At 62.5% G+C, this 25,992-nt stretch carries 22 protein-coding genes; 6 read left to right on the forward strand and 16 right to left on the reverse strand.

Annotation, left to right across the window (positions count from 1 at the left end; all coding sequences use genetic code 11):
• Nucleotides 1-11: 11 nt before the first annotated feature.
• Genes KH389_RS18945 through KH389_RS18955 form a run of 3 tightly spaced genes read right to left on the reverse strand, consistent with a single transcriptional unit; the run spans nt 12 to nt 2,742 of the window.
• A complete protein-coding gene (locus KH389_RS18945; RefSeq protein WP_123752325.1) occupies nt 12-884 on the reverse strand; it encodes a rhomboid family intramembrane serine protease in 873 nt (290 codons plus the stop codon).
• Nucleotides 881-1,855 (reverse strand): metallophosphoesterase, encoded by a 975-nt coding sequence (locus KH389_RS18950; RefSeq protein WP_173925093.1) that lies wholly within the window; start codon nt 1,853-1,855, stop codon nt 881-883. The genes KH389_RS18945 and KH389_RS18950 overlap by 4 nt, the downstream gene beginning before the upstream one ends.
• A complete protein-coding gene (locus KH389_RS18955) occupies nt 1,852-2,742 on the reverse strand; it encodes an NAD(+) kinase (protein ID WP_043864641.1) in 891 nt (296 codons plus the stop codon). Before KH389_RS18955 ends, KH389_RS18950 begins: the two co-directional genes overlap by 4 nt.
• Nucleotides 2,743-2,876: 134 nt before the next feature.
• Here KH389_RS18955 and KH389_RS18960 point away from each other — a divergent pair, with 134 nt between their 5' ends.
• The 3 genes from KH389_RS18960 to cybB all read left to right on the forward strand — a co-directional run bounded on the left by KH389_RS18960 (nt 2,877) and on the right by cybB (nt 5,486).
• A complete protein-coding gene (locus KH389_RS18960) occupies nt 2,877-3,821 on the forward strand; it encodes a DUF1853 family protein (RefSeq protein WP_100633405.1) in 945 nt (314 codons plus the stop codon).
• A gap of 136 nt (nt 3,822-3,957) precedes the next feature.
• Nucleotides 3,958-4,821: a hypothetical protein gene (locus tag KH389_RS18965; RefSeq protein ID WP_213606024.1), complete on the forward strand. Its 864-nt coding sequence runs from the start codon at nt 3,958-3,960 to the stop codon at nt 4,819-4,821.
• 113 nt (nt 4,822-4,934) lie between these two features.
• The gene (gene cybB, locus KH389_RS18970) at nt 4,935-5,486 is read left to right on the forward strand and encodes a cytochrome b561 (RefSeq protein ID WP_054916684.1); all 552 of its coding nucleotides are present in this window, start codon (nt 4,935-4,937) and stop codon (nt 5,484-5,486) included.
• On the opposite strand, the gene KH389_RS18975 is transcribed toward cybB, so the two are convergent.
• The 4 genes from KH389_RS18975 to KH389_RS18990 form a co-directional block, all read right to left on the reverse strand.
• The gene (locus KH389_RS18975; protein WP_058541354.1) at nt 5,487-6,383 is read right to left on the reverse strand and encodes a 1-aminocyclopropane-1-carboxylate deaminase/D-cysteine desulfhydrase; all 897 of its coding nucleotides are present in this window, start codon (nt 6,381-6,383) and stop codon (nt 5,487-5,489) included.
• Nucleotides 6,384-6,440: 57 nt separating this feature from the next.
• Nucleotides 6,441-8,477, reverse strand: a complete 2,037-nt coding sequence (locus KH389_RS18980; RefSeq protein ID WP_213606025.1) for an NADPH-dependent 2,4-dienoyl-CoA reductase — start codon at nt 8,475-8,477, stop codon at nt 6,441-6,443.
• Between the two features lie 165 nt (nt 8,478-8,642).
• A complete protein-coding gene (locus tag KH389_RS18985; protein WP_213606027.1) occupies nt 8,643-9,143 on the reverse strand; it encodes a DUF2199 domain-containing protein in 501 nt (166 codons plus the stop codon).
• A 64-nt stretch (nt 9,144-9,207) separates the two neighbouring features.
• Entirely contained in the window at nt 9,208-9,981 is a 774-nt protein-coding gene (locus KH389_RS18990; protein ID WP_213606029.1) for an alpha/beta fold hydrolase, read from the reverse strand.
• Nucleotides 9,982-10,224: 243 nt separating this feature from the next.
• On the opposite strand from KH389_RS18990, the gene KH389_RS18995 reads away from it, so the two are divergent.
• Nucleotides 10,225-10,389, forward strand: a complete 165-nt coding sequence (locus KH389_RS18995; RefSeq protein WP_213606031.1) for a hypothetical protein — start codon at nt 10,225-10,227, stop codon at nt 10,387-10,389.
• 77 nt (nt 10,390-10,466) lie between these two features.
• On the opposite strand, the gene KH389_RS19000 is transcribed toward KH389_RS18995, so the two are convergent.
• The 7 genes from KH389_RS19000 to KH389_RS19030 form a co-directional block, all read right to left on the reverse strand.
• Nucleotides 10,467-10,751: a hypothetical protein gene (locus tag KH389_RS19000; RefSeq protein WP_152644152.1), complete on the reverse strand. Its 285-nt coding sequence runs from the start codon at nt 10,749-10,751 to the stop codon at nt 10,467-10,469.
• A gap of 224 nt (nt 10,752-10,975) precedes the next feature.
• Nucleotides 10,976-11,275 (reverse strand): hypothetical protein, encoded by a 300-nt coding sequence (locus tag KH389_RS19005; protein ID WP_146095027.1) that lies wholly within the window; start codon nt 11,273-11,275, stop codon nt 10,976-10,978.
• Nucleotides 11,276-11,750: 475 nt separating this feature from the next.
• A complete protein-coding gene (locus KH389_RS19010) occupies nt 11,751-12,236 on the reverse strand; it encodes a DUF6714 family protein (RefSeq protein ID WP_152644153.1) in 486 nt (161 codons plus the stop codon).
• A gap of 703 nt (nt 12,237-12,939) precedes the next feature.
• The gene (locus tag KH389_RS19015) at nt 12,940-13,239 is read right to left on the reverse strand and encodes a hypothetical protein (RefSeq protein ID WP_147303887.1); all 300 of its coding nucleotides are present in this window, start codon (nt 13,237-13,239) and stop codon (nt 12,940-12,942) included.
• Nucleotides 13,240-13,246: 7 nt separating this feature from the next.
• Nucleotides 13,247-18,010 carry an RHS repeat-associated core domain-containing protein gene (locus KH389_RS19020; RefSeq protein WP_213606033.1) on the reverse strand — a complete coding sequence of 1,588 codons (4,764 nt, stop codon included), beginning with the start codon at nt 18,008-18,010 and terminating at the stop codon, nt 13,247-13,249.
• Nucleotides 18,007-20,964 (reverse strand): type VI secretion system Vgr family protein, encoded by a 2,958-nt coding sequence (locus KH389_RS19025; RefSeq protein ID WP_213606035.1) that lies wholly within the window; start codon nt 20,962-20,964, stop codon nt 18,007-18,009. Before KH389_RS19025 ends, KH389_RS19020 begins: the two co-directional genes overlap by 4 nt.
• A 115-nt stretch (nt 20,965-21,079) precedes the next feature.
• Nucleotides 21,080-21,598, reverse strand: coding sequence for an Hcp family type VI secretion system effector (locus KH389_RS19030; RefSeq protein WP_043859617.1), 519 nt, complete (start codon nt 21,596-21,598; stop codon nt 21,080-21,082).
• Nucleotides 21,599-22,066: 468 nt separating this feature from the next.
• Between KH389_RS19030 and KH389_RS19035 the strand changes: the two genes are divergently transcribed.
• Entirely contained in the window at nt 22,067-22,447 is a 381-nt protein-coding gene (locus KH389_RS19035; protein ID WP_043862834.1) for a RidA family protein, read from the forward strand.
• A gap of 25 nt (nt 22,448-22,472) precedes the next feature.
• Here KH389_RS19035 and KH389_RS19040 read toward each other — a convergent pair whose 3' ends face one another.
• Together KH389_RS19040 and KH389_RS19045 are read right to left on the reverse strand one after the other, a co-directional pair.
• The gene (locus KH389_RS19040) at nt 22,473-23,525 is read right to left on the reverse strand and encodes a hypothetical protein (protein WP_213606036.1); all 1,053 of its coding nucleotides are present in this window, start codon (nt 23,523-23,525) and stop codon (nt 22,473-22,475) included.
• A gap of 17 nt (nt 23,526-23,542) precedes the next feature.
• On the reverse strand, nt 23,543-24,679 hold the full coding sequence (locus KH389_RS19045; RefSeq protein ID WP_213606037.1) for a hypothetical protein: 1,137 nt from the start codon (nt 24,677-24,679) through the stop codon (nt 23,543-23,545).
• Between the two features lie 188 nt (nt 24,680-24,867).
• Between KH389_RS19045 and KH389_RS19050 the strand changes: the two genes are divergently transcribed.
• Nucleotides 24,868-25,989 carry a carbon-nitrogen hydrolase family protein gene (locus KH389_RS19050; protein WP_213606038.1) on the forward strand — a complete coding sequence of 374 codons (1,122 nt, stop codon included), beginning with the start codon at nt 24,868-24,870 and terminating at the stop codon, nt 25,987-25,989.
• Nucleotides 25,990-25,992: the final 3 nt, after the last annotated feature.

Raw genomic sequence — 25,992 nt, forward strand, 5'->3', positions numbered from 1 at the left:
GTCTCCAAAAATCAAGCTGACAGTTTACGCCGGGCCAGTGCCCCGCCCAAGAGCCCGCTGAGGCAGCCGACCAACAGCCCACCCACGTGGGCGGCGTTGGCGATCGCGCCGAAGCCGAGCAGGGTGATCAACCCCGACAGGCACAGCAGCAGCCATACCAGCATCATCACCAGCACGCCACGCGGCATGCGATACACCGGGTTCGGCGCCAGCCACTGGTACAGCCAGATGTGCCCGAGCAGGCCGTACAGCACCCCGGACAAGCCGCCGAACAGGCTGGGCCCGCCGAACACGAACTGCGCCACGTTCGACACCAGGCTGAACAGCAGGGTCAGCGACAGCAAGGCCAGGGTGCCCTGACGCAGCTCGATGCGCCGCCCCAGCTCCCAGTACCACAGGCCGTTCATGGCCAGGTGCAGGATGCCGAAGTGCACCAGCATCGGGCTGAACAAGCGCCACCACTGGCCTGCATCGAGGCTGGTCAGCAACGGGGTGAAATACAGGTAGTCGCCCTGCACGCGAAAATCCAGGAAGGTCAGCCAGCTCAAGGTGGCGAAGTTGTCGCCCAGGCCGGTCAGTGCCGCCACCACCACGCACAGCAGCAACACCGCTGCAGTGGCCTTGCTGGCCTTCGCCTGCGCGGCCAGGCTCGGGCGCTGCGGGGCCGGGGGCTGCGCCAGGGGCGGCAGTTGCACATCGGCATTGCCCTCCGGAAAGCGCTGGTACAGCTGGCGAACATCTTCCACCAGGTAGTCGGCGGTCCACAGTACCTGCTCCTCGCCCTCCTCCGAGACCCGGTGCGGCACCTGCAGGCGCTTGAGCAGCTCGACAAAGCCGCTGAGGTCGACGCTCAGGGGCAGGCGCATCACCATTGCCGCACTCATTGACTGGCCTCCGGCCGTTCGACATCCACCCATACGAACTTGTGCGGGTCGATGCGGGTTTCATCATCCAGCCGATAGGCCACCAGCTTCCCGTAGAGCACCGCACTGTAGTCCAGGCACGCCAGGTTGGCGCGGATGGGTGCGGGCCGGCCGCTGCGCCAGTAATGGCCGACGAACAGCAGCGGCTCGTCGTCACCGTAGCGCAGCAGCGCGTTCTTCTGGCTGCGACTGAGCGGCGCATTGGCCACTTCGGCCGGCAGCGCATCGGGCTGGAACACGATATCGCCGTAGGTCTGCGGGTCTTCCTCCCAGAACTTGGTGCGAAAGAATGCGCGGGTCAGGCCGTCGCCGCCGGTCAGGGTGAGGCCGTCGGGCAGGCGCATGTCGGTGCCGCGCAGCAGCCGGTTGCACACGGTATGGGCAAAGCTGCCGGCCACGGCCGAGGCCTGCACGAAATGCTCGTCGATGCGCCCGTCCGGATGCTGCTGGCGCAGCGGCTCGATCAGGCGCGCGTCCCAGCAGGCATGTACCACGCGAAAGCGTCCGGCATCGATGAACAGCGGCAGCTCGTAGAACCAGCCGAGAAAGTCGTGCCAGTCGTGGGGGTGGTCGGCGAACTGGGTCAGTGTCTCTTCGATCAGCCGCGCATGGCGCGGGTTGTGCTCGCGCACGAACTGTTTGCCGCTGCCCGGCAGCGCCGGCGTGGTCCAGCCCAGTGCGCTGAATTCGTGGTTGCCCATGATGCAGTGGGCCTGACCGGCTTCGACCATGTCGTGCACGATGTGCAGGGCCTCGCGAATGCGCGGGCCGCGGTCGATGATGTCGCCAAGGAAGATCGCCTGACGCTGCGCATGCCGCCACACCCCGCCCTGACGCTTGTACCCCATGGCGTCGAGCAGACGCTCCAGGGTGTGGGCACAGCCGTGGACATCGCCGATCAGGTCGTAACTGCGCGCGGGATCAAGCATCAGTCGCCTCCACCACCCAGACGGCTGCCCCAGCCGAGCTTGGTCCGGCAGACCTCGTAGTAGTTGTGGTCCAGCGGGTGGATCAGGCGCAGCTTCTGCGGCTTCTTGTTCACCGTGATGGTGTCGCCGGGGGCACAGGTGAAATGGTTCTGGCCATCGCACGAGACTTGCGGGTACAGCTGCAGGTCACGCGATACCACGATCTTCAGCTCGCTGTTGCCATCGACCACGATCGGGCGTCCCGACAGCGTGTGCGGGTACATGGGCACGATCACGATGGCGTCGAGCTTGGGGTGCATGATCGGTCCGCCGGCCGACAGCGCGTAGGCGGTCGAGCCGGTCGGTGTGGCGACGATCAGGCCGTCGGCCTTCTGGCTGCACACGAACTGGCCGTCGATGTAGATCTCGAACTCGATCATGCGGTTGGACTTGCCAGGGTGCAGCACCACGTCGTTGAGCGCGTCGCCCTGGCCGATGGCCTCGCCGTGGCGGCGGACTTCGGCCTGCAGCAGGAAGCGGTTTTCCACCAGGTAGTGGCCGTCGAGCACTTCGGCCACCTTGACCTCGAGCTCGTCGGGGCGAATGTCGGTGAGAAACCCCAGGCTGCCGCGGTTGATGCCCAGTACCGGGATGTTGTGGCGCGCCAGTGCGCGGGCGGCGCCGAGCAGGCTGCCGTCGCCGCCGACCACGATGACCATGTCGCACACCTCGCCCAGCAGCTTGCGCGAAGAGGTCTGCAGGCCGTGGCCGGGCAGCACGTCGGCGATGGTGTCCTCGAGGATCACGTGCAGGTGCCGCTCGAGCAGGAATTTTTTCAGTCGGCGAATGGTATCGAGCACCTGCGAACTGCCAAGGCGGCCGATGATACCGATATTGCGAAATTGCTCCATGGGGCTCCTGCGGGGCACTGCGGCGTTGAATGGGCCGGTTGGCCAAAGCGTTGATTATGGGCGAAAGCGCCGGGCAGCGGCAAACGCCGCAGTTTTTTGCACAAGGCGCCGGGGCGGGCGGCTATGCTCGCAGGATGATGCCCTTTACCGACCTTTGCGACCTGCCCAACCGCCTGCGCCAGCCCCCGGTGCGGGACCTGGCGTGGGTAATCCTTGCGCCCCCCATGCTCGCAGTGACGCCCTGGCCGCAACGCCACCCGTTGGCCGGCAGCGACTGGGTGGCCGCACCGGCGCTGCTGCGCGACTGGCTGCTGGCGCTGGACCACGACAGCCGTGACCTGCAGGCCTGGCTGGCACAGGCCGCCAGCCGGCGCCTGGGGTTGTACTACGAGCGGCTGTGGCAGTTCGCGTTGCGCCATGCTCCGGGGGTGGAGCTGCTGGCGGCCAACCTGCCGATCCGCGACGGCGGGCACACCCTGGGCGAGCTGGACATCCTGCTGCGTGACCGCGACGGGGTGCATCACCTGGAGCTGGCCATCAAGCTGTACCTGGGCCCGCAGCACGGTGATGGGCGTAACCCGGCGCAGTGGCTTGGGCCGGGCTGCCATGACCGGCTGGACCGCAAGCTGGCGCACCTGAACGACCATCAACTGCCGATTTCGGCGCGGGCCGAGGGGCGCGAGGCGCTGGCGGCGCTGCACATAGACAGCTTCACGGCTCAGCTTTGGCTGGGCGGGTATCTGCTGTATCCATGGCCGGGGCCGGCGCAGCCTCCGGCGGGTGCGCACCCACAACACTTGCGCGGGCGCTGGCTGCATCAGCGCGACTGGGCCCGGTTTGCGGCGCAGGCCGACCCCGGGCGCTGGCAGCCGTTGCCGCGCCAGGCATGGCTGGCGCCGGCGCGGTACACGCAGGAACAGGCCTGGGGCACGGAACAGTTCCAGGCCTGGCTGCAAGCGCTGGACCCGATGGCCCCCGCGCAGTTGCTGGTGCGGCTGGTGCCTGGGGATAGCGGGGATTGGGTAGAGGCTCAACGCTTGTTTCTGGTGGCCGATGCCTGGCCGAACCTGGCGGGTTAGCATGCACTCGCTGGGCCGGCCCCCACATGAACGTACGCCCCCATGGGAGCCGGCCTTGCCGGCGAAGGGGCCAGCGCTGACAACATTCTGCTAACCTCGCCCCCCCTCACCCAGCACCCGCACAAGGAACCCACCCGTGCCCGGCAATCTTCTCGCCCTGGCGCTCGCCGTCACCCTGGCCTGGCCCGCAAGTGCCAGCGCAGCGCCTGCCCCAGGTCTGGACCAGGACAACGACCTCGCCCTGCTGAGCGACAGCTTCTGGCGCCAGGCGACGCCCACCGACCTGGACACGTGGCTGGCCCCGCGCAGCCAACCCGGCGAGTATCCACCCGGTGTGGTCACCCGCAATACCACGGCCTTTCACCTCGCACTCGAAAACAACGCCTCGCTGGCCATGCTGCAACACCTGCGTGCCGCGCTACCGGCCATGGTCGGGCTCGGCGACTACCCCGAATCGCTGCTGTCCACGGCCATCAAGCACAACCACCCCACTGCCACCATCGAATGGCTGTTGGCCCAGGGCGCGCCGGTGGAAGCCGGCGACTACCACAACCCACGCCCGCTGCTGCTGGCCATCGCCCAGGGCGCCGATGCCTCGCTGATCGACGCCCTGGTCAAGGCCGGCGCCGACACCTCCTACTTCACGCGCAGCGACAGCAACATGGACGCCTTCGACGCCGCAGTGCTGACCGAGCACAGCACCACGCGCCGGGCCGTCGCCCGCCATCTGCCACTGCCCGAGGCCGGCAGCGAAACCATGGAAGCGATCCTGGTCGAGCTTTCGCGCCAGGGTCGCGACGGGCCCGACGCCCCGCACGTGAGCTACGACATCCTCAGCGTGCTGCTCGAGCGCGGCATGAGCAGCACCGGCACCTACTGCGACCCGCACAAACCCTACTGCCTGGCCGACGACAGGAGCGACCTGATGGACCTGGCCATCCGTATCGAGGACCCGCAACTGGTCGACTACCTGCTCGGCAAGGGTCTGAAGGCCCGCTAGCACACTTTTTTGCCCCAGCGCAGGTGCAGGGCACGCGCAAGCGATTAGAGTTATCCGCACAGCGCCATCAAGAGCGCGGCCATTGACCTGATTGACCGATATGAGGAACCACCATGACCCTGACCAATACGCAGGCACGCTACGGCAGCCTGTCGATCGCCCTGCACTGGCTGATGCTGATTCTGCTGGCGGTGGTATACGCCTGCATCGAACTGCGCGGCATCTTCCCCAAGGACAGCGCCGAGCGCGACCTGATGAAAAGCCTGCACTTCATGCTCGGCCTGAGCGTGTTCGTGCTGGTATGGCTGCGCCTGGTACTGAAGGTCACCCACCCCACCCCGCGCATCGAACCCAAGCCGCCGGCCTGGCAGACGGGTCTTGCGCACCTGATGCACTGGGCGCTGTACGCCCTGATGATCGGCCTGCCGCTGGCCGGCTGGGTGATCCTCAGCGCGGCTGGCAAGCCGATCCCGTTCTTCGGCCTGGAGTTGCCCGCCCTGGTAGCACCGGACACCGACCTGGCCAAGTTCGTCAAGGGCTGGCACGAGTGGTTCGGCGCACTGGGCTACTGGCTGATCGGCCTGCACGCACTGGCCGGCCTCTACCATCACTACGTGGTCCGCGATAACACCCTGCTGCGCATGCTGCCGCAAAAAGGTGACTGACTAGGCGAACCCGCGGCGGCCCTGCAAGCCGCCGGTGTGAACGAAGATCAGCCGCGTGCCGGCCACGAACGCGCCAGCCAGCACACGCTCCTGCAGGGCCAACAACGCCTTGCCGGTGTACAGCGGTTCCAGTGGCAGGCCCGATTCGGCCTCGCTGGCCTGGATGAATGCCAGCAAGGCCGGGTCGACCTTGGCAAAGCCGCCCCGGCTGGCGTCGTGCAGGCGGTAAGTGCCCGGCGCCAGCACCTCGACCTCGCCTTCCACCCCATGCCCCGGCGGCACGGCCAGCGCGCCGTGCACCGGGTGGGCGCCCGCTTCGGCCTGGGCCAGCCCCACCAGCGTGGTACCGCTGCCCACCGCCAGCCACCAGGCGTCGTAATCGGCCCAGCCCACGGCCGCCAGCTGCGCCCGCGCCTGGGTCACGATCTGTGCGCAGCCTTCGGTGCCCAGTGGCCCCGCGCCGCCTTCGGGCACGCAATGCCATGCCGGGTAGAGGGCTTGCCAGGGCCGCCAGAAATCCGCCTGATGCCGCGCCCTGTATCCGGCGTACCCCAGCCAGTGCAGGTGCATGCCCAGTGCTTGCAGGTCGTGCACGGTGGGGTTGCTGTGCGGGTGCCCACGCAACAGCCCGGCCGTGGCAAAGCCGAAGCGCTTGCCGGCCGCCGCCAGGGCATGCAGGTGGTTGGAATAGGCGCCGCCCAGGCTGATCACCCCCGGGGCACCACGGGCATGGGCAAGGCGCAGGTGCCCCTGCAGCTTGAACCATTTGTTGCCGCTGATCAGCGGGTCGATGAGGTCCAGACGCAGCACTGCCACCTCGACCCCGGCGCGCGCCAGCCAGCCTAGGGCCAGCGGTTGCAGGGGTGCCAGTGGCAGGTCATCGAAAGCGGCAGACATCGAACAGGCTCGGCAGAACGGGAGCGCGCAGTCTACCAGCGCGCCCCCGCCACCGCTTTACAGCTCGGCCGCCAGGCGTGAACCCTGGTTGATCGCGCGCTTGGCGTCCAGCTCGGCGGCGACGTCCGCGCCGCCGATCAGGTGTACCGACTGCCCGGCGGCCAGCAGGCCATCCTGCAGCTCGCGCAGCGGGTCCTGGCCGGCGCAGATCACCACGTTGTCCACCGCCAGTACCTGCGGCTCGCCTTCGGCGATACGGATATGCAGGCCGGCGTCGTCGATCTTCAGGTAGTCGACGCTGTTGAGCATCTGCACCCGCTTGTTCTTCAGGCCTGTGCGGTGGATCCAGCCGGTGGTCTTGCCCAGCCCGTCGCCAACCTTGGTCTTCTTGCGCTGCAACAGGTACACCTGGCGCGCCGGAGCATGGGGCTCGGCCTGGATGCCCGCCACGCCGCCGCGCGCTTCGAGCCGGGTGTCGATGCCCCACTCCCTCCAGAACGCCTCGCGGTCCTGGCTGGTGGCAACGCCCTGGTGCACCAGGAACTTCGACACATCGAAGCCGATGCCGCCGGCACCGATCACCGCGACCTTCTGCCCCACCGGCTTGCGCGCCAGCAGCACGTCCAGGTAGCTCAGCACCTTGGCGTGATCGATACCGTCGATGGCCGGCAGGCGAGGCGCGATGCCGGTCGCAAGGATGATCTCGTCGTAGCCGCCCTCCACCAGTTGCTCGACATTGACGCGGGTGTTCAGACACAGCTCCACGCCGGTGGTCTGCAGCTTGCGCTTGAAGTAGCGCAGGGTCTCGAAGAACTCCTCCTTGCCCGGCACGCGCTTGGCCACGTTGAACTGCCCGCCGATCTCGCTGGCCGAGTCGAACAGGGTCACCTGGTGGCCACGCTCGGCGGCCACGGTAGCGGCGGCCAGGCCGGCCGGGCCGGCGCCGACCACGGCAATGCGCTTGGGCTGGGCCACCGGCAGGTAGTTGAGTTCGGTTTCATGGCAGGCCCGCGGGTTGACCAGGCAACTGGTCAGCTTGCCGCCGAAGGTGTGGTCCAGGCAGGCCTGGTTGCAGCCGATGCAGGTGTTGATCTCGTCGCCGCGCCCGGCGGCGGCCTTGTTGACGAAGTCCGGGTCGGCCAGGAACGGGCGTGCCATCGACACCATGTCGGCGTCGCCTTCGGCAAGGATCTGCTCGGCGACTTCCGGGGTGTTGATGCGGTTGGTGGTGATCAGCGGGATCTGCACCGCGCCGCGCAACTTGGCGGTGACCTTGCTGAACGCGGCACGCGGCACCTTGGTGGCGATGGTCGGGATACGCGCCTCGTGCCAACCGATGCCGGTGTTGATCAGCGTGGCGCCGGCCTGCTCGATGGCCTGGGCCAGCTGCACGATCTCCTGCCAGTTGCTGCCGCCTTCCACCAGGTCGAGCATCGACAGGCGGAAGATGATGATGAAGTTCGGGCCGACCGCTTCGCGCACCCGGCGCACGATCTCCACGGCCAGGCGCATGCGGTTCTCGTAGCTGCCCCCCCAGCGGTCGGTGCGATGGTTGGTGTGGGCGGCCAGGAACTGGTTGATGAAGTAGCCTTCGGACCCCATGATCTCGACGCCGTCGTACTCGGCGCTCTGGGCCAGCGTGGCGCAGGTGACGAAGTCCTGGATCTGCTTCTCGATGCCCTCTTCGTCCAGCTCGCGGGGCTTGAACGGGTTGATCGGCGCCTGGATCGCGCTGGGGGCCACCTGCTTGGGGCTGTAGGCGTAGCGCCCGGCGTGGAGGATCTGCATGCAGATCTTGCCCCCGGCCTCGTGTACCGCCTGGGTAACGATACGGTGCTTCTGCGCTTCTTCGGCCGTTGTCAGCTTGGCCGCGCCGGAGTATACCCCGCCCTCTTCGTTGGGCCCGATGCCGCCGGTGACCATCAGGCCGACGCCACCACGGGCGCGCTCGGCAAAGTATGCCGCCATGCGCTCGAAACCGCCGGGTTTCTCCTCCAGGCCGGTGTGCATCGAGCCCATCAGGGTGCGGTTGCGCAGGGTGGTGAAGCCCAGGTCCAGCGGGGCAAGCAGGTGCGGGTATTGAGCGGCGGTCATGGTGAACTCCACAGCGAACTGATCACGGAATGCGGGCGCCTCGCTGCGTGCAGCGGGGCCCGTCGGTTATCTGTGAGGGACAGTAATGCGCCTGGAAGTGAGGCTCAATGACCGAAAGTTACAAGTTAATGACCGTAACTGACAGTGCGTGAGGCGCTGGCCTGTTCATGGATGCAGGCAGCGTTCGGCCAGTTGCCGAGCCTGATCGAGGGTGATGCCGGCGTTTTGCTGCAGGGCGAGCGGGTGATCCCCCGCGTCCACGAACACCAGCGGGCGGTCGCCCAGGGCCTGGGTCTGCAGCGTAGCCTTGAGGTTGAGGGTCGAAACCTCATAGGGGAACTCGCTTTGCACACGTGCCGCATAAGGTGGTTCGCGCTCGCGACCTGGGGTTTCCCACAGTTCGCTGGTGCGGTAGAAATCCGCCTCGCTGACCGTCACCCAGGTCAGCCACACGAACGGCTCGGGTGAGCCGATGATCGGGATTTCCAGGCGTCCGAGCACGAAGTGGTGGGTGTCATCGATGATGCACTGATCGCTGGACAGTGGCGCACGCTGCTCGCGCTCTGCCTCCGGCAGGTCATACCAGGCGGCAGGGGCTGGCGCGCCGAAGGTGGTGGGCAACTCGTCGTGATACTCGCCACAGGTGGCGCAATGGAAGCCTTGCATGGTGGGTACTCCTTGACACTTAAGGCCGGATCAAGCCGCGCGGCGCGCAAACGGCAGCGTCATGTTACAGGCCTAGCAGTGCCTTGAGCGCAGGCATTACCCACTGGGGGTGATCCTCGTGCGGCGAATGCCCGGTAAACGGGATGTTCAGCAGTTGCGCATTCGCCACCCGATCGGCCAGCTCGCAGGCGTTGGCCCGCGTTACCAGGCGGTCTTGATCGCCATGAATCACCAGCAAATCGGCGGTGATGCCGCACACCGTTTCATTCGGGTAGCCCTGCTCGCCTGAATCCAGCCACAGCTCGCGCAACGCCACGGCCAGTCGGTCGAAATCGGGTTCGGGGTTCAACTGCAGGTAGCGCTCGTAGCTGTGCGGGAACAGCTCACGCCAGCGCGCGCCGGTCACGCGGCTGTACATGCCGCGCACGGGATCATCCGCTTTCAGTTGCCAGTGGGCACCGATCGTCACCAGTTTGTCGATGCCAGCACTCCCGGCAGCCGCGATGCGCAGCGCTGCAATGCCGCCATCGCTGTGGCCGACGAGGCTGAAGCGCTCAAGCCCCAACTGCCGGGCAACCGCCTCCACATCCAGTTGCAAGCGCTGGTAGGTCAGCGGCAGGTGCCCCAGGGTCGATTTGCCCTGGCCTCGGCTGTCGATGCCGATCAGGCGATAATGTTCGGCCAGGGCCGGCGTGATGGCATTGAAGGTTTCGATATCGCCAAAGCCACCGTGCAGAAAAACCAGTGCCGGGCCCTGTGGGTTGCCTTGCTGTTCACAATAGAGGCGTGCCCCGGCAACTTCGACGTACTGGCCGTCCTGGTGATTGAATGTCGTCATTTGAGGGTCCCTTGTTTGTGTCGCGGTGGCGGTTGTCGGCGGCAGTTTAATGCGTTGCGCCTTCGACGCGGTACCCCTGATGCCCTCATTGCCATGTATGAAGTCCTTTGCTTAACGCATCGTCCTGTCATTGATCGGAAAGACACAACCCTTACTCTGCCCCCAAAGGGTCAGTACGAAAATAGCGACAATCATGAGTGCCCCGCCATAGGTTGCAGTCAACATGATGAATGACAGCTTTTTATGCTCAAACTTGAAAACCATCGCCCACATTTCAAACATGCCAGAAAAAGTGTTCATATTGATGCCTTTTTTCTTGCAGCATTGGTTTGCGTAAATCACCGCATGGCACTGCTGAAATATGGCCCACCCACCAAACCAACCATCAACTACAAAGCACAGACTTAAAGCACAGTTCTCGGCGCCAAACACGCACCAGTAAAAGCACTTGCCGAGCCAACTTCAGCTCTTGTTTCCCCTTTCACTCACCCTAAATGAACCACTACATCAAGCGCACACCCCTGAGATCGTGCGTAAAACACCAGAGAAGCCAGCCCGACTCCTGCGGCTGCTCCGCCGTAAACAGTTGTAAGAACCACACACGAAAGCATCTTATTTTTAAATGAAAAAGCATGCCTATACATTTCCAAAAGCCCTGCAAAGGTATTCATATTTATGCCATTACGCTTGCAGTATGCATTTGCATAAAAAACCGTTACAAAAACCACCCCAAACAAAAACCAGAAAATTATTTCTATCAATAGAGCCATCCAAAAGCACACAATACGCCCTCCATCTTTCAGTGGAATAATTACGGTAGAAAACAGAGGTGCGCTCCGGCAACTTCGACGTACTGGCATTCTTGGTGAGTGAATGTCGTCGTTTGAGGATCCCTTGTTTGTGTCGCGGTGGTAATTGTCGGCGGCAGTTTAATGCGTTGCGCCTTCGACGCGGTACCCCTGATGCCCTCATTGCCATGTATGAAGTCCTTTGCTTAACGCATCGTCCTGTCATTGATCGGAAAGACACATCCCTTACTCTGCCCCCAAAGGGTCAGTACGAAAATAGCGACAATCATGAGTGCCCCGCCATAGGTTGCAGTCAACATGATGAATGACAGCTTTTTATGCTCAAACTTGAAAACCATCGCCCACATTTCAAACATGCCAGAAAAAGTGTTCATATTGACGCCTCTCTTTTTGCAAAATTGATTTGCATAAATCACCGCCGCCGCCATTGAAACACCACAAAAAGCAAACAAGGAAATTCTGAAAAACTGAATCGTGTCGCACATAATTCACCTAGAATAATGGGGCTGGTACATCACGACAGACAAAACATTCTCGTTTTTCGCCTTACACTGCGCCCCCACGACAGTGCGAACTCGCCAAGCTGGGGCCCCAGTATGAAAAGCCATCCTAGTGGGCTGATACTGCAAAAAGCACGAAGTGATACAACGTGATAGTCATCACGAGCGGAAACATTTTCATCACCTTTGACGCTTAGCACAAAAAATAACCCGCAACCAAGCACACAGTGGAACCAAGCCCGTCACAAAAATAGCATGCCGAATTACTTCAATAGGTGTGGGTGAATCCAGACCCGCGAGCAGTGCAAGTAAACAGAAAGCAAGATAGGCAATTACTACCATGGCAGCGACAGCGAGCTTCACACCTAACAAAACGCGCGACTGACTCACCGCGACCTCATAATCAACTAAACAAACTGAATCATAAACCACCAGCCTTCACCAATGGCATGCTCAACTATCATAGAAACTTACCCCAAAAAAACTCTAACGCTTCGTAAGCATCCTCATCGTCATAGGCCTGAACCAGAAACTCAAGCACCTGCGCAACCGCCGCCTGCTTCGCGTCATCCATGCATTTTATCTTATAAAGATCATCATCTCTGGCATACATCAGCAGCCTTGATGGCAGTTCCTTGGAAATTACATCACCTTCATCATATTGCTCACATGCGATAAAAAGGTAAGCTGGCAAATAATACCTCATCCCGACGGGGGCCATAAATGACAAACATGCAGATGCATCTCCAACATATTCATTTACCAATATATCTAGCGTAACATCCCACCAATTCCGACCCTTGAAAAAATCCCTGATCTGAAGGGGCTCAGGATAAGAAGACGCTACAATCTGAGAGGCCTCCGGCGGCGCTGTACACTTAAAAGCGAGTTTTATTTGTTCTCGAATTCTGCGCCGTTCCATTTTCATCGAATCTTCTTCTCGCATAGCGCTACACTCTCCCACGCTTTGATTGCTTCATCTCGGTGCTGTTTATCCCCAACAGCGAAATATCGATTATTTACAGCATTACGAGCTAACGCACACTCCAGATTCACCTCACGCTGAATTGAAGCTTGCACAGGATCGGTAACTCCCTTGCAAGTACGATGCCCCTTTACAGGCCCTGTCAATATCTCGCACCCTGCTTACCGTATTTATCTATAATTAATTTTAAAATCACACCCATGGCTCTGCCCCCATATTGTCAACGCAAGAATAACGATACCTGTAGCTGCCCCCCCATAGGCCGCAGTCAGCAGGAGGATGGACAGCTTCCTGCTCTCAAACTTAAAAACCTTGCCCCACACCTCTAACATACCTGAGAACGTATTCATGTTGATGCCATTTTTTTTACTGTACGCGCTTGCATACAACACAGCAGAAACCAACAAAACCCAACAAATAACAAACAAAAAAATCCGAACGAACTGTATTACATCGCACATAACCTACTACCTAAAAAACGTAACACCTGGGCCGGCAGGAGCTTTAACTTCAGGGCCACCCCTATAAACATAAAGCTCGGACTGGTTGAGGGTTGCCTAAAACAACCCTGAATCAACGCCATTCCTACTCCCACACCTACGTTGACTCCTTTGCATCAGGATCAGAAAACTCCAAACCACATGATGGCTTCCGGTCCATATGTTTAACGCATTGATCTGTCATTGATTGGAAAAACGCACCCCTGGCTCTGCCCCCACAAAGTTAACACGAGAATAATGACTGCTACGCACAGCCCCCCAAAGGCGGCTGTCAGCATCAATATCGACAGTTTTTTGTTTTCAAACCTGAAGACCATGCCCCACATTTCAAAAAGGCCCGAAAAGGTATTCATATTGATACCTTTTTTCTTGCAACAATGATTGGCATAAATGACGGATGCCGCCACAAACACCCCACCGAGGACAAATAAAAAAATACGGAAGAACTGCAATACATCACACATAAACCACCTAGAACAATGGAATTGAAACAGCGGGGCTGGCAGGCGTCTTGATCTCAGGCCCCACTCCTGCCCCGAAACCTACATACAGTTCTGGCCACGTCGAGGTCTGCGTGACATCAATCTGGATGATACCTAGCGCTACCCCAACTCCCGCTGCCGCCGGCAACGACTTCGAGTCAGGATCAGAGAATTTGAAACCGCAACTAGCAGTCGCACGAGCACCTACACTCATAACGGGTATAGCCACCTGCCCCGCCGCACCGGTTTTTTCGTTTGCACTCATACCGAACGAGACGCCCGTGCCTACCGCAGCAGTAGCAGAAGCCCTACACTCCCCCGTCATAATAGGTTTGGCCGGCGGCGGCGCCATCGCTCGGGAAACCTCATCCGGTGTCGCACCATTCTGCAACATCCAACTTCCCAGTGAAGCGCGCTCCGCGACGCCTGGCATGTTCAGGTCGAACAGCCCCAACGGGTCAGCCCGCATAACAGGCTTGTTGCTCACATAGCTGTACACGTTCAACCCACCCAGCATCCCGATCGGGTCTCTCGACACATAGCGCGCCATGCGGGGTTCGTAGTAACGGAATCGGTTGTAATGCAGCCCCGTTTCAGGGTCGTGGTATTGCCCCTGAAAACGAATCGGATTGCCCACGCCATGCTGCGCGGCCCACGACGAGCGCTCTTCACGAACCTCACCCCACACCTTGTACTGCCCCGTCCAGGCAACATTGCCGTTGTGGTCGGTGATTTCCATCGGCGTGCCCAGGTGGTCGCAGTGGTACCAGGCAATGACGTCGAACGCTGGCGCAGTGGGCAGTGCCTGCCAGAGTGGGTCCTGGTCGATGTCGTATTGACGGCCCTGCCAGTCGGGTTGCCTGAGCAGGCGTATCGAGCGCTTGTGCAACGCTTGAGCCACCGGCACGAAGCGGCCCGGTTCGTAGAGGTAGTGTACGGTACGGCCTGTGTCGCCCTCGTCGAGGGGCAATGCGCTTTCCCAGGCCAGGGTTTCGCCGTCCCATCCGTACAGCGTGAAACCGCAGTGCAGCTCGCGCTGACGCTTGCTGCGCTGCATTGCATTCCAGCCGGTGCCGGCCTCGGGCTTGTCCTTGTAATGGGCGGCGGCATGCTTGTGCAACCGCCGACCAAGGGCGTCATAGCTGTATTCCACACTGAGCCTGTCGTCGCTGTAGCGCACCAGGCGATTGAACAAGTCCCAGCTGAAGTGGGCAGGCACACCGTTGTGCAAGCGTTGCACCAGGTTACCGCGCTCGTCATACGTGTAGTGGCTGCCCGCGTATTCGCGCAGCACGTTGTCCATCACCTTGTGGGAGCTGGCATCGTTATCCAGCGGGCGATGCAGTTGCCGCGCCTTGTCCGTCAGGTTGCCGGCCGGGTCGAAGGCAAAGGTTTCTTCACCCAGGCGGCTGTTGGCCTGCAGCAGGCGGCCTAGCGGATCGTACTGGTAGGCCAGGTGACCACGACGGGTATCGAGGATGTCTGTCAGTTGACCGGACGGGTCGTATTGATACTCGCGCTTGCACAGAATGGATTGGCCGTCATGACTGGTGAGCAACTGTTCTTGCGGACGCCCCAGCGCGTCCCATACCTGTGTTTGCGTCAGTTTGTTACCCTGATGGCGGGCGACTTCGCGATGCAGATCGTCGCGCTCGTAAGCCAGTATTTCGTGCTGGTCAAGTCGCATGCCCAAGAGATGGCCGCTGCCGTAAGTCAGCCAGCTGACCTTGTGGCCATCCGGGCGCGTGGTGGCGATTCGCTGGTTGAGTGCGTCGTACTCGTGCAGCCACACCGCTACCATCGGCGTACCCGTTGCCAGGTAATGCTGGTGCTCACGGGTCAGGTTGCCCGCGTCGTCATAGAACCATTGCAGTGTGCTGGAGTCGTTGATCGCCTGCAGCACCTTGCCATTGCCGTCGTAGGCAAAGCGCTCTGTTTGGCGCTGATCGCCAAGGCGCGCTGTGCGCTTGATCAACCGACCCATGCGGTCGTGGTGCAAATCGATGCGGCGCTGCCCCACCTGGCTGCTCGCCAGGCGCCCAGTGCAGGGGTCGTACCGATAACGGACGGTCACACCATCGAAGCCGGTTTCTGCCACTCGACGTCCCATGGGATCGTACTGGTAAAACGCGCACTGCTCGTTCTGGTTCTCCAGGCTGAGCAACCGCCCCAGCCTGTCCCACTGGTAGCGCAACGTGTGCTCCTTCGCATCCACCCGTTCAGCCAACAGACCGGCAGCCGTATAGGACCAGGTAGTACAGCGATCCAGCGCATCCAGGTGCGCGAGCAAGCGCCCTTCGGCGTCACGCTCGAAGCGCTCTTCGGTTTTGTCTGGATGAATCACCTTGGCCAACTGCCCCGCCTTGTATTCGTACTGCGTCTTGTCGCCCGCCGCATTGGCGGTTTCCACCAGTTGCCCGAATTCGTTGTAGTGCCACTGGCTGGTCTTGCCCGAACAGTCGGTGTATTCGAGCATCTGCCCGGCCTCGTTGTACCCGAGTTTTTTCTCGTTGCCGTGAGCATCCTTGATTGCCTTGACCTGGCCTGTGGCGGTGTAGGCAAACTCGGTCTTGTTGCCCAGCGGGTCGACCGTCTCTACCAGGTTGCCGCGCTCGTCGTAGCCCCGTCGCCACAGCCCACCTTCAGCATCCCGAACCTTGATCAGCTGATCATCGTCGCTGTACGCGTAATGCACCACGCTATGGTCGGCACGAATGTGTTGCAGCCGGTTGCTTCGCTCGTCGTAGGCAAAACGATCCTGGCTGCCGTCGGCATGAAGGTGGCGAATCAGGTTCTTGCGCTGGTCGCGAAACAGCCACTCCGAGCGCCCATCCGGGTACTCGATACGATAGGTGTAGCCCTGCGCATCGTAATAGTGACGGGTCTGCTGGCCATACGCGTCAGTCACCGTTGTCAGGCGAATGTGTTCATCCCAGGTGAGACGAGTCTCGAAGCTGCCGTCGTCTGCCCATTCGTGCACGGCCCTGGCGCGAGGGCCGCTGCCGTCCCAGCGCAAGTTGAGACCACGACCGGTACGGTCGGTATAGCGCGTGATCAGGTGGTGCTGGTACGCGTACTGCCAGGCAGCGCCATGCTCGTCCTGGGCGGTTACCAGGTCGCCAAGCCGATCGTGGTGATAAGCGCAGAGCTGGCGCAGCGGCTTGCCATCGACCACCTGCCAGAGCCCCTGGATACGGCCATGCCCGTCAAGCACGGTGCCGAGTTGCAGGTGTACCTTGGCAGGGTCATTCTCCTGGTAGGTGTTGATGTCCGAGAGTACCGGACACCCCTGATGACGGTGCTCGTAATGCAGCATGGCTCCTGCGCCACTGCGCAGCACGATATGCGTGAGGAGGAAGCGCCCCCCTGCCCGCTCATAGGTTTCCTTGCGCCCCAGCCCGCGCATGAGAATCAGCTGACTGTCGGTGGTGCGCACCAGGGCGTTGTACTCCACCGGGTCATAGTGCGACATACCGATCTTGGGCAGCGGGTAGGCATGGCTGCGGCCATCCACGTCGTGGAACAGCACGCCGTCATCCAGCATATCGATGCACGTGGTGAATTCGGTGATCCAGCGTGCGCCCAGGCTGGTGCTGTCGAGGGCATCGAGGCGCGAATGATAGGTACGCGTCCACACGATCGGAAACGGCCCCGGCAGGCTGAAGTCGGTGTGCTGAAGCGTCTCGCTACCCGAGGCGAAGTTGATGCGGTTGCACGTGCTGGTGGGCGCGCCATTCTTGCACTGGTTGGCCTCCAGGCTCGCCGGGCTCTGCATCTTCTGCGTTTCGACCTTACCGTCGGCAGCCTGGTGCTGGGCCGTGCTGATGGCCGCGGTCTTGACGTTGGCCACCACAACCTGGGGGTTGCGCGTGCGCCATTGCTCTACGCTGCTGGCCAGCTTCATGCGCAGGCCTTCAATGGAGCAAGGGCGGCCGGGATCGGAAAGTTCAAGGATTTCAGCACGCACCTGTGGCGCCAGTTCCCGCAGGCGCGCAATCTGCGCCAGTAGGCCAGCTTTGCCCTCGTCCCCCAGTGCAACGCTGACAGCAGCACTGGTCATGCCTTTGCCGGCCGCCTTGTAGGCATCAAAGGCTGCCCGGAGATAGTTGTCGATGCTCGCCGTCGGGTCGTGGACAAGCCGGCTTCCAGCTGGCGCCGAGACCGGGCTGGCCACACCCACAGCAGTGCCGGCAACCAAAGCACCGAGGCCTGAGGCGATGTCGAGAATGATCTGTTCGCCCAGGATTGCTGCCTGGGCCAACGCCTCCTTGAGATTGCCCTGGGACTGCTCGACGAAGTCATCCAGGCTACCGACGATGTCAGCATTCAAGTGGCCCGCCATCAGCTCCATCAGCGCATCACCCAGCGCCCGCTTGCCCTCCTGGCGCACGATGAACAACATCGGGCGCAAGGCCATGCGTGCTGCGGTCATGCTCGCAGGGGAAGCCACCAGACCGATCAGGTTGAGCCCGAAGCTCGCGCAATCAAAGGGCTCAGGTACGTTGCTGCGCGCCAGCGCGACAACATCACCCAGCGCGTCGACCAAGGCAATGATATTGCCTGCCATGGGCACACTGCCGGCGACACCGCTGATGCGCTCGAGGGTGGCAAAACTGGCACTGACCTCACGTAGCCAGGCATCGAAGACCACGGCGCCACGACCAACGTCCTCTATCTGGATTTCGCGAAGCGGGGTGATGGCTACCTGCGAGGCGCGGGAGTGGTCGTCGCAAGCGTAGGTATGTTCAGTCATGAGATCAGTTCACCTGGCAGCAAATCGGTAACAGTGTTCAAGCTGTGAGCCTTGAGTTCAGCCAGCTTGGGTACTGGCAACCTTGGCAGGCCGGCCAGGCCCGCCGCACTCAGCGCGGCCGAGGCGGCAGGCAGCGTAGAACCGACGGCACTGGAAGCGCTGACCCGCTGTGCCAGCCCACCCATGCCGCCCTGCATTGCGCCCCGCATCTGCTGCATGCCTTGGAGCGCGCTTTGGCCGGTGTTGAGCAAGTCACTGCCGGCCTTTGCTGCATGCATGCCCTTGCCGGCGAGTTGCTTGGCCTCTTCGATCAGGCTGCCGCCAACATCAGGCTTGAGCTTGTCGAGCATCGCACCGAGCATCGACGGCGTGCCCTCTTCGAGGGCCGACAGGCTCGGCCAGGGCAGGCCCTTGGTAAAACTGCCAAGGCTCCAGGTGTTGACCGTATCGAGACCAAACCTGACCCACGCCGGCCCCGGCGCAACCCCCGACACGGCATTGAACCCCTGGCCATCGAGGCTGCCCTTGAGCACCGTGCCCAGCGCATCGGTCACTTCGTAATCGCCGGCCTGGATGCCCTTGGCATTGGCGTACAGGTTGAACAGCTCCAGGCTGCCCTTGCCCGGCTTGGGCGGCTCGGGGAAGGTCCCGGCCAGGCTCTTGGGCCCCATATGGGCGAAGTTCGCCGCGTGCGCGGTGTACGGCCCGGTGGTCACGTGGGTGATGCCGCTGGCGTTGTAGGTGGTGGCACTGCCGCCGCCCTGTACCACCAGTTCGGTCTTGGCTGTCAGCGTGATGCGGTCGGCATTGGCAGTGATGTCGAGCTTGGCCAGCAGGTTGATGTTGTCTTTCAGCGCTTTGATATCGATGTCGCCCGACGCCGCCACCAACCGCCAGCCCATGTTCTGCACGAACAGCCGCATGCCCTGGCTGGCACTGGCCAGCAGCCGCTTGCCGATCGACAGGCTCGTATGCCCGGTGCTGCTCAACGCCAGGTGTTCACCGGTCGCGACATGGGTCGAGCGCGGCGTGGTCAGGGCGATGCCCGCCGGGCTGGCCAGCACCAGGTGCGGTTCGCTGAACTCGGGAAATTCGTTGGCGCTCTGGTTGGTCGGGCCGCTGCCGACGATGCCCTGGTGCTGCGCATGCAGGGCCTTGGCCACCTCGTCCTGGTCGCCCGCCTCCTGCGCCTGTACCTCGCGCGCCTGCTGGCCAAAGCCGTCCTGCTGCTCGCTGGCGGTGGCCAGGCGTTCGGCGGTCTCGGGCAGGTCCTTGTGGTGCTTGGCTTCGTGATGGCGCGGCTCGGTGGTCAGCAGCAGGCCCGCCGCCGCACGCACGGCGCCATGCCGGTCGGTGCGCAGTTCAAAACCCTCACCGCGCGGCTGGCCGCCCGAGGGGCGCGGGTGGGTCAGGTAGCCGAGGTTGATCGCGCTGGCGCCGTGGTCGCTGCGCAACGCGATGCTGATCTCGCTGGTGGTGTCGTCGATGCGCAGCTCGTTGCTGCGGCTGCCCTTGTATTCCTTGCTCTTGACCGTGGCCAGGGTCTTGAAGTCCGGCAACCGGTACGGCGGCAGGTTGGCGCCGTGGTACAGGCAACCGGTGATCAGCGGCTGGTCGGGGTCGCCTTCCAGAAAGGTGATCAGCACCTCCATGCCGATACGCGGCAGCGAGATGGCGCCGAAGCTGCTCTGGCTGGCCCAGTTGGAGGCCACGCGCATCCAGCAGGTGGTCTTGTCGTCCGATTGGCCTTCGCGGTCCCAGAAGAACTGCACCTTGACCCGGCCGTACTCGTCGCAATAGATCTCTTCGCCTTCGGGGCCGGTCACCACGGCGCGCTGGGAGCCCAGCACCCGTGGCTTGGGATACCTCAGCGGCGGTCGATACGGCACGTCCCACGGCGTGGCGCAGAAGCGGTTGCGATAGCCCTGGTGGAAGTCGTCCTTGAGGTCGGTGACGTCGCTGCTGATCACCTCCTCGAGCACCTGCGGCTGCTTGCCTTCGTGGATGATTTCGGTGAGCAGCCACAGGTCGTTCCACGCCGGGTTGGCATGCTCGGTCAGGCTCAGAAAATGCCCGCTGACCAGGCTCGGCTGGTCGCTGCGGCCCTCGGCCAGGCGGTAGTCGCTGCGGTGGCGCTCCAGCGCGCGGGTGGCCAGGTGCTTGCCGCGCGCGCGGTCGCTGAAGCGCGCCGGGTAGTCGTAGTCTTCCAGGTCCGGCGCAGCACCGCTGTCGGCGTCGCTTTCGAGCTGGATGCGCGGTTTGGTGAAGTCGTAGTCGCGCCGCGTGGTGCGGCTGGTGCGCGTGGCCAGGCGCAGGCCGAAGCGCTTGATCACCGGCACGTCGGCCACCAGCCCGGTGTCCTGCTGGTAGGCCACCGGGGCCAGTGTGGGGAATACGGTCTGGTCGTCGCCGAACACCAGCGCATGGCCCTGCGGGCTGTGCTGGAAGTGGTAGTGGATGCCCTCCTCCTCGCACAGGCGCTGGATGAAGTGCAGGTCGGACTCGTCGTACTGCACGCAGTACACCCGCTCGGGGTACACCGCGCCAAGCACGAAGCGGTGGTCGCTGGCGAGGATGCCGTGCTCTTCGAGCACCTGGGCGATGATCTGCGGCACCGTCTTGTGCTGGAAGATGCGCTGGTTGATGCGGTGTGCCAGGTACGCCAGCTGCGGGCGCAGCACCAGCCGGTAGCGCGACAGGCGCCGCCCGGCTTCACCCTGCGCGGCGCTGTAGACCAGCCCGTGAATGCCGCTGCCGCTGGGCGACAGCTGCAGGAAGGCGAGCGTGTGCAGGAGGGATTCGAGGTTCAGCGACGCCCGTTCACTGACCAGCTCCAGTTCGAATTCGAACGGCTGGCTGAGCGCTTCGCGCCCGCTGAACGACAGCACCTGAAAGTCGCTGTCGACCCCGTCCAGGGTCAGGGTGAAATGGGGCTGGTTGGCCGCTGAGAACATCCGATGTTCCTCCCGCTGCAAAAACTGGGGTGACAGGCTGCCCCGGCCGGCCATGCTGGCTGGCTGGCTGGCTGGCTGGCTGGCTGGCTGGCCGGGGCAGTGAACTAACGCAGGCTTAGCCGGCGACCGGGGTACGCCAGTCGTCCGAGCCGGAGGTACCGGACACTTCGTGGGTCCAGGTGATCTTGCGGTAGGTGAAGTGCACGTCTTCGAGGTGGGTGAAGTGCGCGTTGGCCGGGTCCTGGCAGTTGTGCATGTAGTCCTTGATGTCGACGATGATCGCGTCTTCGAGCTTGGTGGTGAAATAGTGCTCCTGGGTGCCGGCCGCCGAGGTGCGGTACCAGTGGATGACGATTTCGGTCAGGCGCTCGCCGGAGGTCAGCGCGGCCAGCAGCAGGGGCGAGGCCTTGTCGAAGACCTTGGTGATGACCACCGGCTTGTGCACGCGCTGGCCGGTCGGCTGACCGGACTGCGGGTCGCGCGGGATGATCACTTCGTGGTTGAAGCCCTGGACCATGACCTGGTCTTCGTGGCCTTCCTGGTAGGTGTTGCCGACCGAATCGGCGGTGAAGGCACCGGCGGTGATCAGGCCTTGTTTGGTGCCGGTAACGGACATGTAGGCAGGTGTTGCCATGGGGGTTTGCTCCTTGCAAAAAGTGAAGCCGGACAGGCGAAAAATGCCGTGTGGCTGCAAGGAGACAGTTCAAGACGCGTGCCAACTGAAATTTAGTTGTTGTTAATCAGTAGCTTGTGTTTTTGCTGTACGTTTTTTGAGCACTTTTACGCGAGAAAACCCGAAAAAGTGCGCAACTTCTTGCGCAGTACTGTGCAAGAAGTTGCGCAGTTGGCTGCAGGCCACGTTGAGTATGGCCTGCAGCAATGTATGCACAGGGTTATCCACATTTGAGTGCGCAAGAAGTTGCGCAGTTGGGGAAATCGGCCAGGAGCATTTCAAGAGGCAAAACGAGCGTCGACTGACCGATCGATCGTCGCCGACAGGCACCCACTCACTGACGACTGAATGCGCTCGTCATCGCACCTCATGTGCCATGACCCTGTAAACTGTCGGCCAACTTGTTCCCCCCTCAAACGAGAGCTGCCCATGGCCAACCACGACCTCACCTTCGTTCCCGATCTCGATGCCGACTCCATCTCCTCCGACGTTGTCGGTTTCGGCGGCGTGCTGGTCTCCACCCAGATCCCGACCCGGGCAGACGGCAGCCTGGAACTGGGCGATATCACCCTGCAGAGCGAATGCACCCTGCAAGCCCTGAAGGTGGCACTGGAGCGCGCCGGCAGCTCGATGGACAGGGTCATGCACCTGACCATCTACCTCACCGACATGGCCGACCGCGCCGCCTTCAATGCGGTGTACCAGCGCTTTTTCGCCAAGCCATGGCCAGTGCGGGCCGCAGTTGGCGTGGCCGCCCTTGCGGTTGAAGGCATGCGCGTGGAAGTGACCGCCATGGCGGCCAAGGGCTGAGACCAGCCGTAGGCGGCCACCTGGCTCAGGACCGCGGCAGGCAGGCCAGCATCTGACGGATACGCTGCTGGGTATAGCCGGCTCGCGCAGCCGCCTCATCGATCGCCTGCCGGGTCACTGTCTGCTCGATCAACCCGCCTTTGCGGGAAAATCCGGCCTGGCCAAGCACGACGAAATCGACCGGCTCGCTGATACCGTTGTAGGCACGGATATCGCTGGCGCTGCTGGCTGCTCGCCCTCTCCGGCAGCCGTCCCCTGGTTTGTCCGGGGACGACCGAAAAGGGGGCGTCAGGCCTGACTCGACAGCGCTGCAGCGCTGCCCCACAGGGATAGGGCCGGATGCCTGCGCGGTGATTGCATTGGTGTGCAACAACTGGTGCAGCGCGATTGAGCCTTCGCCAAAAGCCGGCCCGCTTTCGCCCACAAGCGCGAACGTGCCGTGCAGGCCCTTGCCTGCGACCCAGACGATCGATCCCAGCATGCTCGCCTTGGCGGCCACCGCTATGGGCAGTGTCTCGGAGTCCAGAGGCTGCACCTGGCCATCCACCTTGTGGCGCAATGAGGTGGTGGAAACATAGCTCTGCACCGTGGCGCCGCTCACGGTGTCAAGCAGCGGCCCCTTGCGCAGGCGGCCCTTGCCATTTCCGATGAGGTAGCGCCCATTGCCGCAGGATGTTCTGGCCTGCCCTGGCGCAAAGGGCTCGACTTCTATCGCATACACGCAGAACTCCGGCGTGTGCTCGGCAAACCCTTTGAGTTCCGCCTTCAGAAAAGCGTTTCGGCAATCAAGGTCGCATCGATAGCGGACACCTTTGCGCATGATCGAAAGGCCGTTGGCGATATAGGTGAACCCATGATCGCCAACGGTGTAGGCGCCCTTGCCACCATCCGGATTCACTGCCAGCCGCGCACGCACGGCGATCGAGCCATCCTTGAACACTCGCGTCACCAACACTCGGGAATCACCCTTGCTGCTGGTCAGTGTGCCAGGCGTACCGCAATCCTCGGCGCCTGAAGCCATTGACGCGGCGAGCAGAAAGCCCGCAGCAAGCCCGGACAGTACCGTTGCGCCAGACATTCTCGATCCCCCCCAGCTCAAGGACCAGCCGCAGGAGCGGCGGAGATACTGATGTAGAAGTCGATGGTGACTTCGCCCTTCTGGCTATCCGTCAGATAGGCCTTCAGCGGTTTCTGGGTCTGCCTGAGCGCCTTGACCTCCACCCAGTAGCTTCTGTTTTCAGTAATCACTCTGATTTCGGCAGCGCCCTGATCGGCTGAGTCCTGGGTTGCGTAGGTGATGCGCAGGTCGCCGGAGGAGTTCAGGATCAGAAAGCGCTCCTGCCCGCCTGCCACCATGTCCAGTGTGGATCCGGATGGCAGCCCTTTGATCGAGGGCACTTGCCCCTGAAACGGGTTGCAACCGGGAGCATCACTGTCAAAGCCCGGTGCAGTGGTGTAGATGCGCGCAATCCATTCATTGGCCTCATCGGCCAGCAAGGCCGCCTGGAGCTGCTGCTGGGCGTTGAAACGTCCATTGATGGAAATAGGCGCCAGGCCGGCTGACCACGCGTTCTTCGTGCCGTCCGGCGGGGGAACCGGCCGTGACCCGATCGCGTCGGAGATTATCCGGTACGTCACCTCAGGGGCAGGCTGCAATGCAGCCAGGTAGTTGTTGAGCGCCGCGACGATTTCGACCAGTTTCTCCTTGTACACCCTGTCGAATGCCTTCGCCCTGGAAATCGCGCCATACAACGAGTAGGCATTGGTAATCGACACGGCTCCAGAGCCAGCCTTCAGCTGGGCGATGCGCCTTATCAGCTCGTTACCCTCCTCCAGGCTGGCCCGCTCGTATATCGACTCGACACACATCACCGCTTGCACGCCACGGTGATAAAGCTGCTCTCTGGTGGGTTTGTACTGCGCAGCGGAAAAACCATAGAGCGATGCACTGCCAGCCGCAAGCGCTGCCACCTGGTGACCGTTGCCTGCAGTGACGGCCTTGTAGCCCCCAAGACCCAGCGCACCTGCCAGCGCCAATGACGATCCCGACTGCCAGTAGGCCAATCCGTTGGTCTTGCCCTGGAGCTCCATGCGGATCTTGCTGGCCAGTTGCGAGCCAGTGGCAGTCTTTGTTTCAGGCGCGATACTCTGCACATAAGGGTTGAACAGCGCACAGGATGCGAGCAGCGCGGCCCCGCCCATGACCAGCAGTCTGACCAGCCGTATCGTCATGATGCCAATCCTTTGGAAGGCTGTAACAACGACGATAGATCCGCCATGGCAAATAGCAAGTGCGCCAGTATTTAAGACGCCTGCAGCTGTCCTATGCTTCGGCTCAGGGCCCAGTGCGAGCAGGATATGTTTCACCAACCCCCTGTTTCCAGTACCCTCGACGCAACTGCGGACATACATCTGATTCCATGCGAAAACTTCTGCTTGGCGCCCTGGCGCTTGTTCTGACTGCCATGCTCCTGGGCTATGGCCTGTGGACCGAACAACGCCCGGCCGGCCACTACCTGTCCGACCTTCGCGTTGAAGTGGCGCTGAACCAGGGCGTGCCCGCCGACAAGGGCAATCTGCTGGGCATCGAGCCACTGCTGTATCCGGGCGACTACCAGAACCTGGCCCTGCTGCACCGCAAGCTCGCCGCCTACCTTGAACACGCTCGCACCCAGGGCCTGGTCGGCCCGCGCACGATCGTGGTCCTGCCCGAGCATATCGGCACCTGGCTGTGGGCCCGCGGCGAAAAGAAAGAGCTGTACCAGGTCACCCGCCTGCAGGAGGCCTGGCAATGGCTGGAGCTGAGCAACCCGCTGCGCTACGGGCTGGCGATGCTCAACGCCGAGGGCGACGACCGCCGCGCCGATGCGCACCTGCGCATGAAGGCCACGCAGATGGCAGCCGACTACCAGCAACTGTTCGGCGGCCTGGCCAGGGAGTTCGGCGTGACCCTGGTGGCCGGTTCCATCGTGCTGCCCACCCCGTATGCAGAGCAAGGCATCCTTCACAGCGGCAGCGGCGCGCTGTACAACAACGGCGTGGTATTCGCCAGCGACGGCAAGGTGATCGGCCAGCCGCAACGCCAGCAATACCCCGACAGTGAAGTGCGCCGCTTCATCCGCAGCGGCGATGCCTATCCGCTGCAAGTATTCGATACACCCGCAGGCCGCCTCGGCGTATTGGTGGGCAGCGACAGCTGGTACCCGGCCAACTACCAGCAACTGGCCGCGCAGTCGGCACAACTGATCGCGGTACCCGCCTTCATCAGCGGCCGAGACAGCTGGACCGCCCCCTGGCGCGGCAACCGCCACCAGCCGATGGCCGTGAGCCTGCCGCTCAAGGCCGGCCAGGTCGAGGAAGGCCAGGCCTGGCAGCGCCTGATCGGCCACGGCCAAAGCGCCGATACCGCCCTGCTGAGCGTGTTCCTGCGCGGCCAGTTCTGGGAAATTGCCGGCGACGGCCTGGGCTTCACCAGCCGCGACGGGCACTACGTCAGTGCCAGCAGTCATCCCGGCGCGCGCCTGCTCAACCTCTGGCTGTAACCG

Origin of the sequence: Pseudomonas qingdaonensis (assembly GCF_018398475.1) — a bacterium.
In the GTDB taxonomy this organism is placed as follows: domain Bacteria; phylum Pseudomonadota; class Gammaproteobacteria; order Pseudomonadales; family Pseudomonadaceae; genus Aquipseudomonas; species Aquipseudomonas palmensis.